The organism is Vibrio sp. 10N.222.47.A9, assembly GCF_963872585.1.
Classification (GTDB): Bacteria; Pseudomonadota; Gammaproteobacteria; order Enterobacterales; family Vibrionaceae; genus Vibrio; species Vibrio splendidus.
In genome coordinates this window covers 93,740-109,157 of sequence record NZ_CAWNBB010000071.1, presented here as the reverse complement: position 1 = coordinate 109,157, position 15,418 = coordinate 93,740, and the positions used below count along the sequence as shown (strand labels likewise).

At 43.9% G+C, this 15,418-nt stretch carries 16 protein-coding genes; 8 read left to right on the top strand and 8 right to left on the bottom strand.

Annotation, left to right across the window (positions count from 1 at the left end; all coding sequences use genetic code 11):
• Positions 1 to 28 precede the first annotated feature (28 nt).
• From AACT19_RS22175 to AACT19_RS22165, 3 genes are read right to left on the bottom strand one after another with little or no spacing between them, the layout of a single operon-like run.
• A complete protein-coding gene (locus AACT19_RS22175) occupies positions 29 to 442 on the bottom strand; it encodes an ExbD/TolR family protein (protein WP_017077389.1) in 414 nt (137 codons plus the stop codon).
• On the bottom strand, positions 439 to 1,140 hold the full coding sequence (locus AACT19_RS22170) for a MotA/TolQ/ExbB proton channel family protein (RefSeq protein ID WP_076648795.1): 702 nt from the start codon (positions 1,138 to 1,140) through the stop codon (positions 439 to 441). The genes AACT19_RS22175 and AACT19_RS22170 overlap by 4 nt, the downstream gene beginning before the upstream one ends.
• A gap of 2 nt (positions 1,141 to 1,142) precedes the next feature.
• Positions 1,143 to 1,958, bottom strand: a complete 816-nt coding sequence (locus AACT19_RS22165) for an energy transducer TonB (RefSeq protein WP_076648793.1) — start codon at positions 1,956 to 1,958, stop codon at positions 1,143 to 1,145.
• A gap of 160 nt (positions 1,959 to 2,118) precedes the next feature.
• Here AACT19_RS22165 and hutW point away from each other — a divergent pair, with 160 nt between their 5' ends.
• The 4 genes from hutW to AACT19_RS22145 all read left to right on the top strand — a co-directional run bounded on the left by hutW (position 2,119) and on the right by AACT19_RS22145 (position 5,448).
• Positions 2,119 to 3,528 carry a heme anaerobic degradation radical SAM methyltransferase ChuW/HutW gene (hutW, locus tag AACT19_RS22160; RefSeq protein ID WP_076648791.1) on the top strand — a complete coding sequence of 470 codons (1,410 nt, stop codon included), beginning with the start codon at positions 2,119 to 2,121 and terminating at the stop codon, positions 3,526 to 3,528.
• A gap of 57 nt (positions 3,529 to 3,585) precedes the next feature.
• Positions 3,586 to 4,107: a heme utilization cystosolic carrier protein HutX gene (gene hutX / locus AACT19_RS22155; RefSeq protein ID WP_029405101.1), complete on the top strand. Its 522-nt coding sequence runs from the start codon at positions 3,586 to 3,588 to the stop codon at positions 4,105 to 4,107.
• Positions 4,108 to 4,262: 155 nt separating this feature from the next.
• Positions 4,263 to 4,793, top strand: coding sequence for a heme utilization protein HutZ (gene hutZ / locus AACT19_RS22150; RefSeq protein WP_004731858.1), 531 nt, complete (start codon positions 4,263 to 4,265; stop codon positions 4,791 to 4,793).
• A gap of 112 nt (positions 4,794 to 4,905) precedes the next feature.
• A complete protein-coding gene (locus AACT19_RS22145) occupies positions 4,906 to 5,448 on the top strand; it encodes an ATP:cob(I)alamin adenosyltransferase (RefSeq protein ID WP_054541822.1) in 543 nt (180 codons plus the stop codon).
• Positions 5,449 to 5,588: 140 nt separating this feature from the next.
• Here the strand turns inward: AACT19_RS22145 and AACT19_RS22140 are convergent, their stop codons facing one another.
• Entirely contained in the window at positions 5,589 to 6,503 is a 915-nt protein-coding gene (locus tag AACT19_RS22140; RefSeq protein WP_004731853.1) for a chemotaxis protein, read from the bottom strand.
• A 283-nt stretch (positions 6,504 to 6,786) separates the two neighbouring features.
• Here AACT19_RS22140 and ppiC point away from each other — a divergent pair, with 283 nt between their 5' ends.
• A complete protein-coding gene (gene ppiC, locus AACT19_RS22135) occupies positions 6,787 to 7,065 on the top strand; it encodes a peptidylprolyl isomerase PpiC (RefSeq protein ID WP_004731852.1) in 279 nt (92 codons plus the stop codon).
• Between the two features lie 283 nt (positions 7,066 to 7,348).
• Complete coding sequence (locus tag AACT19_RS22130) at positions 7,349 to 8,734, top strand: alpha-amylase family glycosyl hydrolase (RefSeq protein WP_032546436.1); 1,386 nt, start codon at positions 7,349 to 7,351, stop codon at positions 8,732 to 8,734.
• Positions 8,735 to 9,044: 310 nt separating this feature from the next.
• Here the strand turns inward: AACT19_RS22130 and AACT19_RS22125 are convergent, their stop codons facing one another.
• The 4 genes from AACT19_RS22125 to AACT19_RS22110 form a co-directional block, all read right to left on the bottom strand.
• Complete coding sequence (locus AACT19_RS22125; RefSeq protein ID WP_017081913.1) at positions 9,045 to 10,916, bottom strand: methyl-accepting chemotaxis protein; 1,872 nt, start codon at positions 10,914 to 10,916, stop codon at positions 9,045 to 9,047.
• A gap of 481 nt (positions 10,917 to 11,397) precedes the next feature.
• Positions 11,398 to 12,768: a YjiH family protein gene (locus tag AACT19_RS22120; protein ID WP_004731847.1), complete on the bottom strand. Its 1,371-nt coding sequence runs from the start codon at positions 12,766 to 12,768 to the stop codon at positions 11,398 to 11,400.
• Positions 12,769 to 12,997: 229 nt separating this feature from the next.
• The gene (locus AACT19_RS22115) at positions 12,998 to 13,672 is read right to left on the bottom strand and encodes a YoaK family protein (RefSeq protein ID WP_004731845.1); all 675 of its coding nucleotides are present in this window, start codon (positions 13,670 to 13,672) and stop codon (positions 12,998 to 13,000) included.
• Between the two features lie 150 nt (positions 13,673 to 13,822).
• Positions 13,823 to 14,305, bottom strand: coding sequence for a GFA family protein (locus AACT19_RS22110; RefSeq protein WP_017077401.1), 483 nt, complete (start codon positions 14,303 to 14,305; stop codon positions 13,823 to 13,825).
• A gap of 32 nt (positions 14,306 to 14,337) precedes the next feature.
• On the opposite strand from AACT19_RS22110, the gene AACT19_RS22105 reads away from it, so the two are divergent.
• On the top strand, positions 14,338 to 14,991 hold the full coding sequence (locus AACT19_RS22105) for a hypothetical protein (RefSeq protein WP_076648789.1): 654 nt from the start codon (positions 14,338 to 14,340) through the stop codon (positions 14,989 to 14,991).
• A 126-nt stretch (positions 14,992 to 15,117) separates the two neighbouring features.
• A complete protein-coding gene (locus AACT19_RS22100) occupies positions 15,118 to 15,417 on the top strand; it encodes an isoamylase early set domain-containing protein (RefSeq protein ID WP_009845720.1) in 300 nt (99 codons plus the stop codon).
• Position 15,418: the final 1 nt, after the last annotated feature.

Sequence of the window (15,418 nt, the reverse complement as noted above, 5' to 3'; positions counted from 1 at the left end):
CCAAACTTCATGAAAATAGAGAGTTGTTCTAGCCATCTTCAGTGAGCAATTGAGTCGCTGGTATTCCGTTCTCTTGAAGGAAAGACAGCAACTTCACTAGGTTCTCAACGTTGGCGGCTTTATCTGCACCAATGATGATCGGCTTCTTGTCTGATGTGCCTGTTTCTTCTAGCAATGCAATCTTGAAGTTTTCCCAGTCGATGTACTCTTGGCCGTTAATCGCCCAGTAGGGTTCGTGGTCTAAGATATTGACGCTAATCGAATCTTTATGAACTTCAGAAACGTTTTTAATATCAGAGCTCGGCAGTTCGACTTCTAATGACTCCAACTTCACCGATGCTGTCAGCAGCAGGAATACCATCACGATAAAAATGATGTCGAGCAGCGGTGTTAAGTCCGGAGCCAAACTTTGTGTTTGAGATGAGTGGGGCGTTTTAATCATGCTTGTCTCACATCACCGACAGCGACTTTGTTTAATGATGAACCTTTAGTTTCGCCAGACTGATTAGTTTGGATCGACATGCCTTCTAACCACACATTCACATAGTTCAGAGTATGTTCTAACTGAGCCAGTACTCGGTCGGCCCATAACCCAAGCAGTTGAGACCCAGAGATCGCAGGCAGTGCAATCATCAAACCTGCAGCTGTGGTTCTCATTGCTAAGCCAAGGCCGTCAGCTAGATCATTTGGTGTAATACTTCCGGTTGTCGCTGCAACCCCTTTGAACATCTCAATAAGACCAAGTACCGTACCAAGTAAGCCAATTAATGGACTGATCACGCCGATTAAACCAAGCAGCCTTAAACCTGCGTGCAGCTGGTGGCGTTTTTCTTGTAGCCAGATGCCTGCTGCATCTTCACGTAGTCCTTTCGAAAAAGAGTGGTGAGCAAGCAACATCGAGACGCCCTTGTACAGCAGCGGTCTTTTCCCTGAAATAGACAGAGCAAGCGCTTCAATCTCTTTGCTGTTGGTTGGTGATATTTGATTGAGCTCGCGACGAATGGCGCGTTTGCCAACACCAATGCTTAACATCACTTGGAAGACACGTTCAGCGATGATCATTGCGGTTAATGCTGAACAGATAAGAAGAGGCCAAGTCATTAAGCCAAGTTGATCTTGTAAGTAACTGATTTGTTGCATGATTACTCCAACCTAAAACGAACAGGTAGTTGTACTCGGTGAGCAATCGCTCGACCATTGACAGTGTGGGGTGAGAACTTCCATTTTTTAATGGCGTCTAAAGCGGCGTTGTCGAGTATTAGTACGCCTGATGAATTTACTAATGCTTGCTTAATTTGTTTGCCTTCCGCGTCTAACCAGACCTCATAAATTGCGACCCCTTCAATACCACGACGTCTTGCCTGTCGAGGGTAAGTCGGGGGAGTAGGGGGAGCTGAAAACGAAGGCTTAGTGACTAGCACAGGCTCTTGGTTTGATACGCCTTGGTTTACTTGCTGAGGTTGGTAGGCAGACTCGGCCAGGTTTCTATCGACTTTCTTGTCGGCCAGCTTTTCTGGTTGAGGCGTTGGTTTGGACTTTGGTTCTGGTTTTAGTTCTGGGCGTTTTTTCTTAACGACCTTTTTCTCTGTCTTTGGTTTCTTTTGAATCGGCTTCTTTTCAACAACCTTTTTCTCTACTTTCTTGGGTTGAGGCTTATTGGTGATCGCTTTTTTCTTTGGCGTCGGTTTGGCTTGCTTTGGCTCAACGGCCTTGGGTTCGACAGGTTTAGGTTCAGCTTGTGAGACCGTTTCTTTGATTGGTTCTGGTTCAACCGGCTCCGTGATGGTTTTTTGTTGAGCTGGAGAAGGCGCGCTCTTGGGAGTGAAGTTGATCGATACCGTGTTCGATTGGCTACCTGCAGGCATCGCGAATACTTTGGATTCTTGAGCAACAAATAATAGCGCCGCATGAATCACTAACGATGCACCGCCTGCAATAACATATCTAGGAACGTTCACACTCAATCCTTTACCAAATCCAAAATCTGTATCGGATTATTGCCTAGAATCTAAATAAGATCAATTATCAATTGCATTATCATTTGCGTCTATTTATGATTATTTCAGTTTTAGCGAATAGTCTTCCAGACTTTGCTATGTAAGTGTTTAGAGAGATTATATGAGTCTTAATATCTATAAGTATGACGAATCAATCTTGGGTGTTTCTAGCCCTGATCCGCTTCGTTTTGCGTTTGCTAAAAAGCATTCTGCCCATGCCGGAGGAAGTTCAATTCCGGTCGACCCGAGTAAGAAATTAGAACTCTTTGACGAACTGATGCTGAGTGAAGGGAAAAAACAGGATAAGCGTTGCTTGTATATCCACATTCCTTTTTGTCGCGTGCGCTGTACGTTCTGCAATTTCTTCCAAAATGCCGCAAGCCGTAAATTAGTGGATGAGTATTTCGATGCACTGATGGTCGAGCTAAAGCAGAAAGCCAAAACACCTTGGGCTCAGTCTGGACTATTTCACGCTGTCTATATTGGTGGCGGAACACCCACCGATTTGTCACCTCAACAAGTTGAGCAGCTTGGTAAAGCTATTCGTCAATATTTCCCACTAGCAAACGATGTGGAAATGACCTTGGAAGGACGCATCAACCGCTTTGGCGACGAGATGTTTGATCGTGCGCTTGAAGGTGGTTTCAATCGCTTCTCATTCGGAATTCAAAGTTTTAACACTCAGGTTCGACGCAGCGCCAAGCGCTTAGATGACCGTGAAGTGGTGTTGGAACGTATCAGTGCTTTGAGCCGTACCGAGCAAGCTCCCATCGTTCTGGATTTGCTGTACGGATTACCATACCAGTCTATGGAAGTGTTCCAACAAGACTTAGAAGATTACATGTCTACTGGTGCTCACGGTATTGACCTTTACCAACTGATTGTTGGGGGTAATGCTCCTATGCTGAATCTCGTTGAGAAAGGAAAAATCCCACCACCGGCCAATACGCCAGATAAAGCGAGTATGTATTTGGCGGGTGTTGAGTTCATGGCAAAAAATAAAGTGAAGCAACTAAGCGTGAATCACTGGACTCGTGATAATCGAGAACGCAGCATTTACAACAGCTTAGCGAAAACCTATGCCGAAGTTTTGCCGATTGGTTGCGGCGCTGGTGGCAACATTGGTGGCCACGGTGTAATGCAACATCGAACTTTAGACAGCTACATGGAGTCTATAAAGCAAGGTCAATTGCCTATAGCCATGATGACCAAGCAAAGCTCATTAGAGCCAAGCTTCTCTTCATTGAAGGCAGGTTTTGATTCTGGTGTTGTTAGAAGAAGTACGTTGCCGACCTTTATGGGACAAGACACGTTCGATTACTTGAAGCCTCTGTTCTCACATTGGGAGAAGAATGGTTTGGTTGAGCTTTCCGAGAATTACCTGAGCCTGACTATTGCTGGTAGCTTCTGGGCAGTAAGCCTGGCTCAGAGTGTGATTCAAGTGCTTAACGCTGAATATCAAGCGATGCACCCTGCACCGAAAGCGTCAAGTTCGAGTGTTCACCCGCATGCAAGTTTGAAGCACGCTTAATATCGAATTTTTAGTTTATAACTTACGTAAATTACTCGTTTATACGGAACATATTCAATGACAGATACAACATTAGAAATGACAGAAACTCTAGAACAAAGCGTAGCTCGAATTTTAGAAGAAGAGCCAAAACTACTGCCGACAGCAATTGCTGAGAAGCTAGGTGTTTCAGAGGTTGAAGTGGTTGCTGCTTTTCCAAACGACATGGCGGTAATGCTAGATGGCAGCCGTGCTCAAGAGATTCTAGAAGGTTTGGTTGGTTGGGGCCCGGTGACCACAATTATGCATTCATTTGGCTCAATCTTCGAAGTAAAGGCGCCGTTCCCTAAAGGCAAAGTAGCACGTGGTTACTACAACCTAATGGGCAAAGAAGGCGAGCTTCATGGTCACCTGAAACTCGACAACATCAAACACGTTGGTTTGGTGAGCAAAGCGTTCATGGGTCGTGAAAGTCATTACTTCGGTTTCTTCAGTGAAACGGGCGAGAACATTTTTAAGATCTACCTAGGCCGCAATGAAAAGCGTGAGCTTATTGCCGACCAAGTAGAACGCTTCAAAGCACTAAAAGAACAAGCTTAAGCACAGTCAATAGTAAATAATCAGCAGCAATCTTACATAGGGTTGCCAACTGGCTTAAACAAGATATCAATGCTCGAGGATCGTTTAGTTCGCTCATGATCGCTCAACCTCGGGCAAAAATAATAAATCAGAGAAAGTGAAGAAAGGAATTACCCATGGAACAGCAAGTAAAACAAGAACGTCTACAAGGTCGCCTAGGTCCAGAAATTAAAGAGTTTCGCCAAGAGCGCCGTACCCTTCAACTTGCAACGGTTGATGAAGAAGGTCGCCCGAACGTAAGTTACGCGCCTTTCGTTCAGAACCAAGAAGGTTACTTTGTTCTCATTTCTGATATTGCTCGTCATGCTCGTAACTTGAAAGCGAACCCTCAGGTCTCTTTGATGATGATTGAAGATGAAGAGAGCTCGAAGCAGCTTTACGCACGTAAGCGTTTAACGTTTGATGCTCAAGCAAGTGTTGTTGAGCGTGAAACGGAACTTTGGACTCAAGTGATCGGCCAGATGCAAGAACGCTTTGGTGAAATCATTGATGGTCTTAGCCAACTTCAAGACTTCTCTCTGTTCAACCTTAAAGCAGAGAATGGCCTATTCGTTAAAGGCTTTGGTCAGGCATACCAAGTGTCTGGCGACGATCTGGTGGATTTCGTTCACCTGCAAGAAGGCCACAAAAAAGTGTCTAACGAATAAGCTCGTTTAACCGATTTCTTTAGGAGCCCTCCAATGTGAGGGCTTTTTTATGTCTAAATCAAAGAGTTTGGTATATTGGCGTCTGATTATATTTATGTGTAAGGATCGGTACGTGAAACCAGTAAGTCGAGATTGGGACGAGTTCTGTTACCCGTTTATTTATGAAGACAGTCCTATCTGTGATTTTGAGATTCTGTCGGACGAACTTTGTTGTCGAGTTGGGTTGGTGCTGTCTTTGGAGTTAGAACCTCAAGTTCGCGAGATACTGCAACGCTTACAGCCGAACATCTACCATTTGAATGGCTCTGTTCGCGGAAAACTCGCCATTACCGAGTCTGAATTGGTCGAGCTCAAGCAAGATTATCATCACATTCGCGATCAGCTAGAAGGTGGTTTCAAAGGGTTTGTTTTACCCGGCGGACATCGAGTGTCTAGTGAACTTCACTTGTGTCGTTGTCAGGCTAAAAAGGTCGTGCGAGCTTTGGTGAGTATTGAACATCATGAAAGCAAAAAGTCGCCAGACCCGATTCTTTTCAAATACGCCAACTTAGTCGCGAACACACTCTATGCATTGGCGTCTTTTACCAATCATGTCAATGAGGTAGAGGAGGTGGAATTTGTGAGTAAGAGCTATTCTATGCCAAAGAAATCTTAAGGAAGAGCTCTATATTGATTCATATCTAATATCTAATCTTTAAGAAGCTAAGAAGCTAAGAAGCTAAGAAGCTAAGAAGCTAAGAAGCTAAGAAGCTAAACCATTAAGCATGATGCTGGGTTTAGCTTCCAAAATAGCGTCTAAGCAGCCGTAGATGCTTCGTTTAAGACTTTTGCGCCGCGTAGCATGGCTTCGATTAATTCGCCCGCATTGAACTTCTCAAGCGCTTCATGTGCACCTACCTGATTGGCTCGGTCGACACAGATTTCACTGGACAGTGAGGTATGCAAAATACAGTAGGCATGACTCAGTGCGCTGTCATTTTGTACTTCAAACGCAAGCTCGTAGCCATCGAGTCCAGGCATCTCAATATCACTCACGAGTAGATCAATTGCATTGCCAGCGCTGGCTTGGCGACGCATTAGATCGATCGCATCTAAGCCGTTATTACAAATGCTGTAAGGGATGTTGATGCTGTCTAAGGCATCTGATAGCTGTTTCCGCGCGATTAAAGAGTCATCAACCAATAAGATATTCAGCGCTTTGAGACGCTCCCTTTCTACATCGGTCAGCATTGGAATATGTGCGTTTTCATAAGCCGGGTAGATCTTAGAAAGTAATAACTCCACGTCGAGCATTTGCACGATACGATCTTCAAAACGCGTAATACCCGTCACAAACACATTACGACCCACGCTGGCGGGTGGCGATTCAATGCTTTTCCAATCACATTCAATGATTTTATCAATCGAACGAACCAAAAAGGCCACTACTGTTCTTAAACAGTCGGTGACGATGAGCACACAATCTTGGTATTCAGCGGGTGTTATCGGTCGAAAGCCAATCGCTGCAGACATATCAATGACTGGAACGGTAAGATCGCGGATGGTCACAGTCCCAATCACGTGATGATGGGAGTATGGGATTTGAGTCATCGGCTGAAAAGGCACTATTTCTCTTACCTTAAGCGTGCCAATCGCAAAACTTTGAGTAAGGGATAATTTGAACATCAACATTCCCTGTGACTGACTCGCTTTACTGATCGGTTTGGCCATAGTGGCTCCTACTTAATACGCGCTTAATTTATAAGGATTAATTTAAAGGGAAACAGGGGTGTCGGCAAGTCACTATACGGTTTTTAGGGGCTTTAAGGCAGTTGTTTTCGGTTATAGAGTGAAGATTGGCAGTTCTTGAGTTAAAATCACGCTAAACGCGCGCCTGTCGATGGTTTTATGTCGACAAGTCGTTAGCGATAAACAGAATTACAACAGTCCGTTCATTAACGATGTTCTAAGCAACCGTCGTAAGTAAACTGACCGCAACACACTGAGAATTATCATGGCAAGAACAGCAGCAGCGCTTCATATTTTGGTGAAGCACAAAGAAGTAGCAGAAGACATCATCAAGCAGCTTAAAAAAGGCGCTAAGTTTCAAACGCTAGCGAAGAAGCATTCAACGTGTCCATCTGGTAAAAAGGGCGGCGACCTAGGCGAGTTCAAAAAAGGTCAAATGGTGCCTCAGTTTGATAAGGTTTGTTTCTCTGGCGAGACGCTAGTACCACACCTTGTAAAAACAAAATTTGGCTGGCACGTAGTGAAGGTTCTTTACAGAACTTAGTGATAAATATGTGTTAGATTGAATAAAAGGAGCGTATATACGCTCCTTTTTTGTCACTTTTTTGCGCATTTAAAAGCACTATGGCTGAGTGTTCATCCCAGACGTTATGCGATAATTGGCACTACGCCCTTAACTATCCGCCGTGACTAATCGGTGAGAGGAGGAGGGTTTTTAATGAGTAACTCATATAATAAATACCATTCTTAAGGAAATTTATGCAGCTTTGCCTTTTAGCCTTTGTATTTATCTAGAAAGCTGTGAACAAGTTTGGTAGGAGAACAACATGGATAGCTCAGCTATGTTAAGCAACCCAGCGACAGATGTGATATTGCATGCCTTTGACTGGTGCTACGCTGACGTAATGAAGAACGCCCCACTGATCCAAGAATTGGGTTATAAATCTGTTTTAGTATCACCGGCAATGAAGTCGTTACGCGGACCTAAAGGTTGCGACCGTGATTCTGGCACCCAATGGTGGCAGCGCTATCAACCACAAGATTATCGTGTGATTGATAATCAGCTTGGTGACACGCAAGATTTCACTGCGATGGTGAACACGTTAAAGCAACACGGGCTTCGTACCTATGTGGACGTCGTGTTTAACCACATGGCCAATGAGTCGGGTATCCGTGGCGATTTAACGTATCCAAATCAGCAAGACATGGCGTCTTATCAAGAAGATGCTGACTATTACGAATCCATACGTTTGTTTGGCGATCTTTCTAAGCCTTTATTTGATGAAAACGACTTTGTTGAAGCGTTTGGTATCAAAAACTGGAAAGACACTTGGGAAGTACAGAACGGACGGATTACCGGTGGAGTTAGTGACCCTGGCTTGCCAACGCTGTTAGACAACGACAATGTGGTCGCGCAGCAGAGAGCTTACCTAAAAGCCTTAAAAGAGATTGGCGTGAAAGGGTTTCGCATCGACGCAGCGAAACACATGACACTGTCACATCTACGCAAGGTGTGGACTGATGATATCTGCGAAGAAATGCACATCTTTGGCGAGATCATTACTGATGGTGGTGCGACCAAAGAAGAGTACGAGTTGTTCCTTGAGCCTTACCTCAAACACACTCGCTTAGGCGCTTACGATTTCCCTCTGTTCAACACCATCTTCAAATCCTTTGAAGAGCAGGGCAGCTTTAAATCTCTGATCAACCCTTACTGTTTTGGTCAGGCGTTATCGAATATGCGAGCAATCACTTTTGCCGTCACTCATGATATTCCAAATAATGAAGTATTTTTGGATCACGTAATGGGTGAAGTTGACGAGCGATTAGCTCATGCCTTTATTCTTGGTCGAGACGGCGGTGTGCCGCTTGTTTACAGTGAACTAAGTACCAGCGGCATTCTGGATCAGAACGGTCAGCCTCGTTGGCTTAACGATTGGCAAGCGCCTTACATGAAAAACATGATTCAGTTTCATAACCATGTTCATGGCGAAGCGATGCGTGTGGTTGAGGCAAATGATGATTTGCTGGTGTTTGTCCGTGGCGACAAAGGCATTGTGGTGATCAACAAGTCGAAGCGAAGTAAAACGGCATCCCTGACTTGGACTGGTACAGTAACGGATTTATTGTCTGGTGCAGTGTTTGATTGTGTCGATAAGACGCTAACCATTCAGGTTGAATCTAATCAGTGCATGATGCTGACAACGAACTAATTCGAGCCTGTTATGATACCAATCGTAGTAAATAACGGGTCATCCTAGCTTGTTAAAACGCTCGATAATTTCGTTATAAATTTTGATTGTAGAATAACTACTTATCGAAAATTTCTGCCTTGTTCTCAAGCCTTTTTCCTGCGCTATTTATGATCACTTACTTACTGTGGTTGGTATGAGTTACGTCTAATCGGTTAGAAAGATAAGACTGAAAAGAAAGCCCCGCTTACTAGCAATCAGTAAGCGGGGCTTTTTATTTGAAGCTGTTTTATTGGTTACTAAGCGGAGCGTTAGTTAAACAGACAGGCGATTAAACCGTAAACTTGTTCAATAGCTCGTCTTGTTGGCGAACATTGTCAGTTTGTACCTGCATTGCCGTGTTTGCTTCTTGAGCCGCGTTGGATACTTGTGTTGAAAGGTCTTTGATCTTAACTGTGTTGTTGTTGATCTCTTCCGCTACTAAGCTCTGCTCTTCTGCTGCTGAAGCAATCTGAATGTTCATATCTGAGATACGTTGAATCGCGTCACGGATACGGTCAAGTGAAGAGTTTGCTTGCTGAGCACGTTCTACGGCGTCAGTGGCTGTGTCTTTACTTTGGTTCATCGCGTTCGATACTGAGCTTGCACCCGCTTGGAGTTGCTCGATCATGTTGCGGATTTCAGTGGTCGATTCTTGAGTACGTTGTGCCAGAGTTCGAACTTCGTCGGCTACGACTGCGAAGCCACGACCAGATTCACCAGCACGTGCTGCTTCAATCGCTGCGTTCAATGCGAGTAGGTTAGTTTGGTCTGCAATATCGTTGATTACTTTGAGAATCGTTTCGATGTTGGCTGTTGCTGATTCCAGTACTTGTACTTCTGCAACCGCTTGGTCGATACGTGCTGAAAGGTTATCAATCGCTTGAGTGGTATCACTGACTACAGATGTACCGTCTAGCGTTGCTTCGTCAGCTTCACGGGCTGCTGCTGCTGCGCCTTGAGCGTTATTCGCTACTTCTGTTGCCGTCACCGCCATTTCGTTCATTGCGGTTGCTAACTGCTCTAGTTCCTGCAGTTGCGTATTCATCGCGTTTGCTGATTCGCCTGCGCCTTTAACCGTGATTTCAGTACCACGCTTAATCTCAACACCAATCGCTTTTGATTGAATGATTTGGTTTTGCAGGTTTTCAGTAAAGGTATTGAAACCTTTTGCTAGGTCAGAGAACTCTTGGTCTGTGTTGGTATCTAGGCGCTTAGTTAAGTCACCTTGACCGCTCGCCACATCTTGAATTGCTTGGTTAAGCACATCAAGTGGACGCATTAACACACGAATCAGCACAGTCAGTGCAATGATGCTGAGAATAACCGCAATCAACGAGTAGATCATTGAGCTGTTTTTCAAATCTTCAACGGTTTGGTAAGCGATCTCTTCATCAAGGATTGCACCTATGTACCAATCTTCACTTGGGATGTGAGTGAAGTTCACTAGGAACATCTTGCCGTCGACTTCAATTTCTTGAGAGCCTTCACGAATACTTGCTTGTGGCATGTAGCTTGAAAGCATTTCGCCATTGTTTTTCGCATTCGGGTGAGCAATCGTTGTGCCGTCGGCAGTGACTAGGAATAGGTAGCCAGCATCGAACAAGTTCACTTGGTTTACCAATGTCGCAAGGTTAGTCAATTCTAGGTCGTAGAACATACCTGCCGTGAAGCGGCCGTTGTCTTTGACTGGCGTACCGACAGAGATGATGACTTTCTTACTTGATGCATCCACATAAGGAGCGGTAACAACTAAACTGTTTTTGGATTTAGCATCAATGTACCAAGGGCGAATTCGTGGATCGTAGTCAGGGCCGGCTTCCCAACCGTCATCATTTTCAATGACGAAACCGTTTGCTTCGTAACCAAAGCCAACCGCTAGGAAGCTGCTTTTAAGCTTTGGCTTTTCTAATATTTCTTTTACGTAAGTACGATCTTCAGGGTTGATCTCGATGACTTCAGTCGTCGATTGAGCCAACGCTTTCTTGGCGTTCATCTCTGATTCGACGGTATTTTTAACGCCAGAGACCATTTCTTTCAGGCTTGCATTGACGTGGTTTTCTACAGCACTTCTTACAGTGTAAAGTTGTTGTATTGAAAGCAATGATACTGTCACTAGCAGCAAGGCTGATGATGCAGCAACCACCTTATGGCTAAATTTCATTGAGTTTTCCCCTTCTCACAGACTTTGCGAAGACTAAAGTTAATCGTATTTTTGTAATTATATATATCGACTAGATTGAAATTTACTTGAGTTTAATTTCACAAAATAGACTACAAAAATACAACAACCCACACAATGCAAAATTCACTTATTTACATATTTACATATTTACATATTTACATATTTGCTACTTTTGTTATTTGGTTCAATGAGTTGAAGAATTGGTTTAATCGGAGTGTAAGAGCATTAAGAATGTATTAATTTAGCGTTTATGTGTGTTGTTTTCTATTCTCAGACGAGAAGGATGGTAAACAGATATGAAATTAAATGATATGCCAATTTTATATATTGGCTGTATTTCTGGTGGGTGGGTGAATGTATTTTAAGCGGGTAGGGAATGTATTTACTGGCAATAAAAAGCCCCACAAAAGTGAGGCTTTATAAAATACTTCTTAATTGCGCTATATCAGTAGGGTCTAATTTAGAATATTAGATGTGCTACACCAGCGATAACCGGCAGTGTAATTAACGTACGCAGAATAAAGATAATAAACAGCTCGAGGATGTTCACTGGAATCTTACTGCCTAGAAGCAGAGCACCTACTTCAGACATGTAGATCAGCTGAGTTACCGACATTGCAGCAATAACAAAGCGAGTCATCTCGTTGTCGATAGAAGCTGCAAGGATTGCTGGGATGAACATGTCTGCAAAGCCAACCACGATGGTTTCAGATGCTGCAACTGCTTCAGGAACACCAAGTAGCTCTAGGAATGGAATGAAAGGTTGACCTAGGAATGAGAATACCGATGTGTATTCCGCAATAACCAGTGCCATCGTACCAAGGCCCATCACCACAGGCAGTACGCCAAATACCATATCCACGGCGTTACGGATGCCTTCAGCAAATACTGACTTAGCTGATTTAACTTGTGATGCTTTGTTTACTGCGAGCTCAAGACCCCAAGAGAATGTTGAGTGACCTGCAGGGATCGCGTCAGCGTCTTTGTGAGGCTTGCTGCCATCAATGAAAGTGTCTTTCTTCATGCTTAGTGGCGGAAGGCGAGGGATGATTACCGCAGCCACAATACCCGCTAGACAGATTGCTGCGTAGAAAGGTAGGAATAGGTGCTCTAGCTCTACTTGAGCAATAACCACAAGGCTGAACGTGATAGATACTGCAGAGAAAGTCGTACCAACTACAGCGGCTTCACGCTGCGTGTAGAATTTCTTCTCGTACTGTTTGCTTGTAAGCAGGATACCGACACTGCCGTCACCTAACCAAGAAGCCATACAGTCGATAGCACTACGACCTGGCAGGTTGAAGATTGGACGCATCACTTTACTTAGCAAAGTGCCGAATAGTTCTAGCAGACCAAAGTTAAGCAGCAGTGGCAGTAGTAAACCTGCAAAGATAAATACTGAGAACAGTGTTGGAAGTAGGCCTTCTAGGACTAAGCCACCGGTGTTCTCTTCCCAAATAAATTCAGGGCCGACTTGGAAGAAAGCCATGAATGCTGCAGCACCACCGATAAGACGAACCAACAACCACAGTGGAGATGGGTTGAAAAGGCCGTTCAAAAATGAGTTCGATGTAATGAATGCAGGTTTGAAAATGGTACTTAAAACGGAAGCTACAGACATGAAGGCAACGATTGCAGTGATAATAGCAACTAGAGACTCACCGAAAACCGCTTGAATTGATTTGGCTAGAATAGCGACAGGGATCGTTAGATCACCTTGGTAGCTGATTGGTGCCATGAAAAGGAATAAACCAATCAGAGATGGGATTAAGAAAACCCAGAAACTGCCTTTAGATTTCTCTGGTTGAGCAGTATTCGTGTTGTTAGACATGTTAATTATTCTCGTATTTCTACATGTAAAAAAGCCACATCCTTGGCGTTTTTATTCTCTAAACATCCGTATTTTCTCATTGGCTGCAAGATTACCCAGTATTGATAGTGCTTGCAATACTATTCATCAAATATCGCTAACTATTCATACTGGTTATTCTGCAACTCATTAAGAGTTTAGAATAAAGTGTTGCGGATGTTACGTAACTTGAGGATATATTGCCAGATATTTATAAATTGACTGGCGTTTCAGTTCGATAGGTCAGGTAGAGCCAGTAGCTAAATGCGATAATGAAAGCGAAAGAGGCAGGGAAAGCCAGCGCCAAAATTTCAAAGCGCTGGAACAGACAAGCACCGCTTAAACCACCAAACAGAAAACCAACCACAATGAACATCAGCAGTTTGGCTTTACGACGGTCAAAAGGCATCCCCTTTAAGCGAGCACCAATCATGATCCCAAGATCCGTGATGATCCCGCTCATGTGCGTTGTTCGAATGATCGCACCGCTGTAAGTCGTTATCATCGCGTTCTGTAAACCACAGGCTGCTGAAGCGAAGTATTGACCTGAAGTGTAGCCCTGTAACAGTGCCCAAAGTGCTAAAAATAGCAATCCTCCTTCAATACACAGAGCAACGCCGTAACGACGCCCTAACTTCAGTGCTTGGTTCTCAATAAAGAACCCGCTGAAGGCTGCACCTAACATAAAGCTCATGATAATCAGTAAAAGATGTAAAGAAGCCGAAGTTGGTGTGAGCAGGCTACTGCCTAATAAAGACATGGTGCCTGAAATGTGGGAGATCGCTTGATGCTGAAAGCCGAGTAAGCCAATCGCATTAACACTGCCAGCAAGGCCTGCGAGTAGCAAAGCGCCGTATTCAACCCAGCGAGGTAGCTTAGAAATCATGTGGTTCACCCTGGGTTAAAAAGAGGAGCAGATTATAACGCTAGCGAAAAGATACGCTAGCGCTGTGGTGCGTTGATATTTGATCTTAGGCAACAGTATTGCAGTTTGTTCTAATGCTGTTGCTTTATCGAGATAAAGGTCAGTAACAGGCTAGTTGTAGTGACTCATTTGATGGTCAAATTTGACCCAGCCGTGTTTGCGCTCTTCGTAGACTGAAAAGCTCGGTAGCGGAAAGTCTTGCTCTTTAAATAATCCGAGCGGGACGATATAAAAATCGGCAGCAGCAACAGATTGTAAGAGCATGGTGGTGCCACACTTAGGGCAAAACTGATAGGTCACTTCACTGCCCGTATCACTGATGCGTGAGAAAGAGGTGACTTCTCCGTTTAATGTGACTTGTTCTATTGGGAATCGAGCTTGAACACCAAACACACTTCCGGTGCGTTTCTGACATTCATAGCAATGGCATACAGAGGTTCGTTGAGGTTCGCCTCTGCATACTAGGTTGACTGCTCCACAGCGGCATTCGCAACTTCTGATATTTCTATCTTTAATATGATTGATATCCATCCATGCTCCACTTCTGGTTAACCCTGTATTGATAATTATACTAAAGCCCTTTATGGTCTGCACAACTGGATGAAAACAAAAGAATATAATTGCTCATGAAAAAGAAAATCTTACCTATACCTCTGATTTTACTGATTCCAATTGTCATGCTGGTTGTGGTGATACTGGCGGGTATTTATCGCTTTAGCTTAAGTGACGAAGAGATCTTGGCGAAGTTTCCTTCTTCTCAAGTCAGTTATGATCCTGTTGTTGAAACCGTTTTTGATTTGAAGACGACCAACCCATGGACAATTAAAGTACCCGAAACCAACGCGTACGCTTTTATTAATGAAGTCGATGAACCTAGAGCTATAGCCTTTGGACGCTATGACTCGGGTGTCGAGCGTGGTGTGGTAACGGTAGACACCAACAACCTTTCAGCAGTCACGTTGGGCAAGGCGAGTTTCTTTGTCGCACCGATGTGGGTATCTAACCAAGGCAGTGGCGTGTTCTACTATCTTGGCTTGTTTAAACATGACCAGCAGCGAAGCCGTGTCGTGCTAGTCGACCAGCTTTTTCTAGGCGATAGAGTGCAAATTCAGACTTTAGAGGTCGCTCAGCAGCAAGATTTACAATCCGCTAGCAAACAAACAGGGGAAGGTTTTATCGGCTTTACTCAGCATTCTGCGGAACAATCATTTGTAGAATCCCCTTCTGAAAAGGTGTTAATGAGCTTTTCTTTTGATACGCAATCAATTGGTAAGCAATAACGTTTTCGTTAATGCAAGGATCTGTTGTTTATGTGAGCTAAATTACATATTATCTTAATTAGATGAATGAAATTTAGACACTCCTTATGCTTGGTGTCTGCCTATTTTTACAAATGGAGCTTGCGAATGATTAATAAACGTTTTTTTAAGACGAAAGATGAAGTTGAAGTGACCTTCGAGCTAGAAGCTCAAGAAGCGAACTCTGTATCCATCGTTGCTGACTTTCTTGATTGGAAAGCCACCCCAATGAAAAAACTGGCCAAAGGGAAGGTTTACAAGTTTAAAACTCGCCTACCTAAAGATGGCGAGTTTCAATTCCGCTATCTAGTTGACGACCAACAATGGGTGAACGATGCGAATGCTGATCGTTATATCCCGAATGAGTTTGGTGAAGACAATTGCTTGGTATCGACGGTTAACGCTTAAT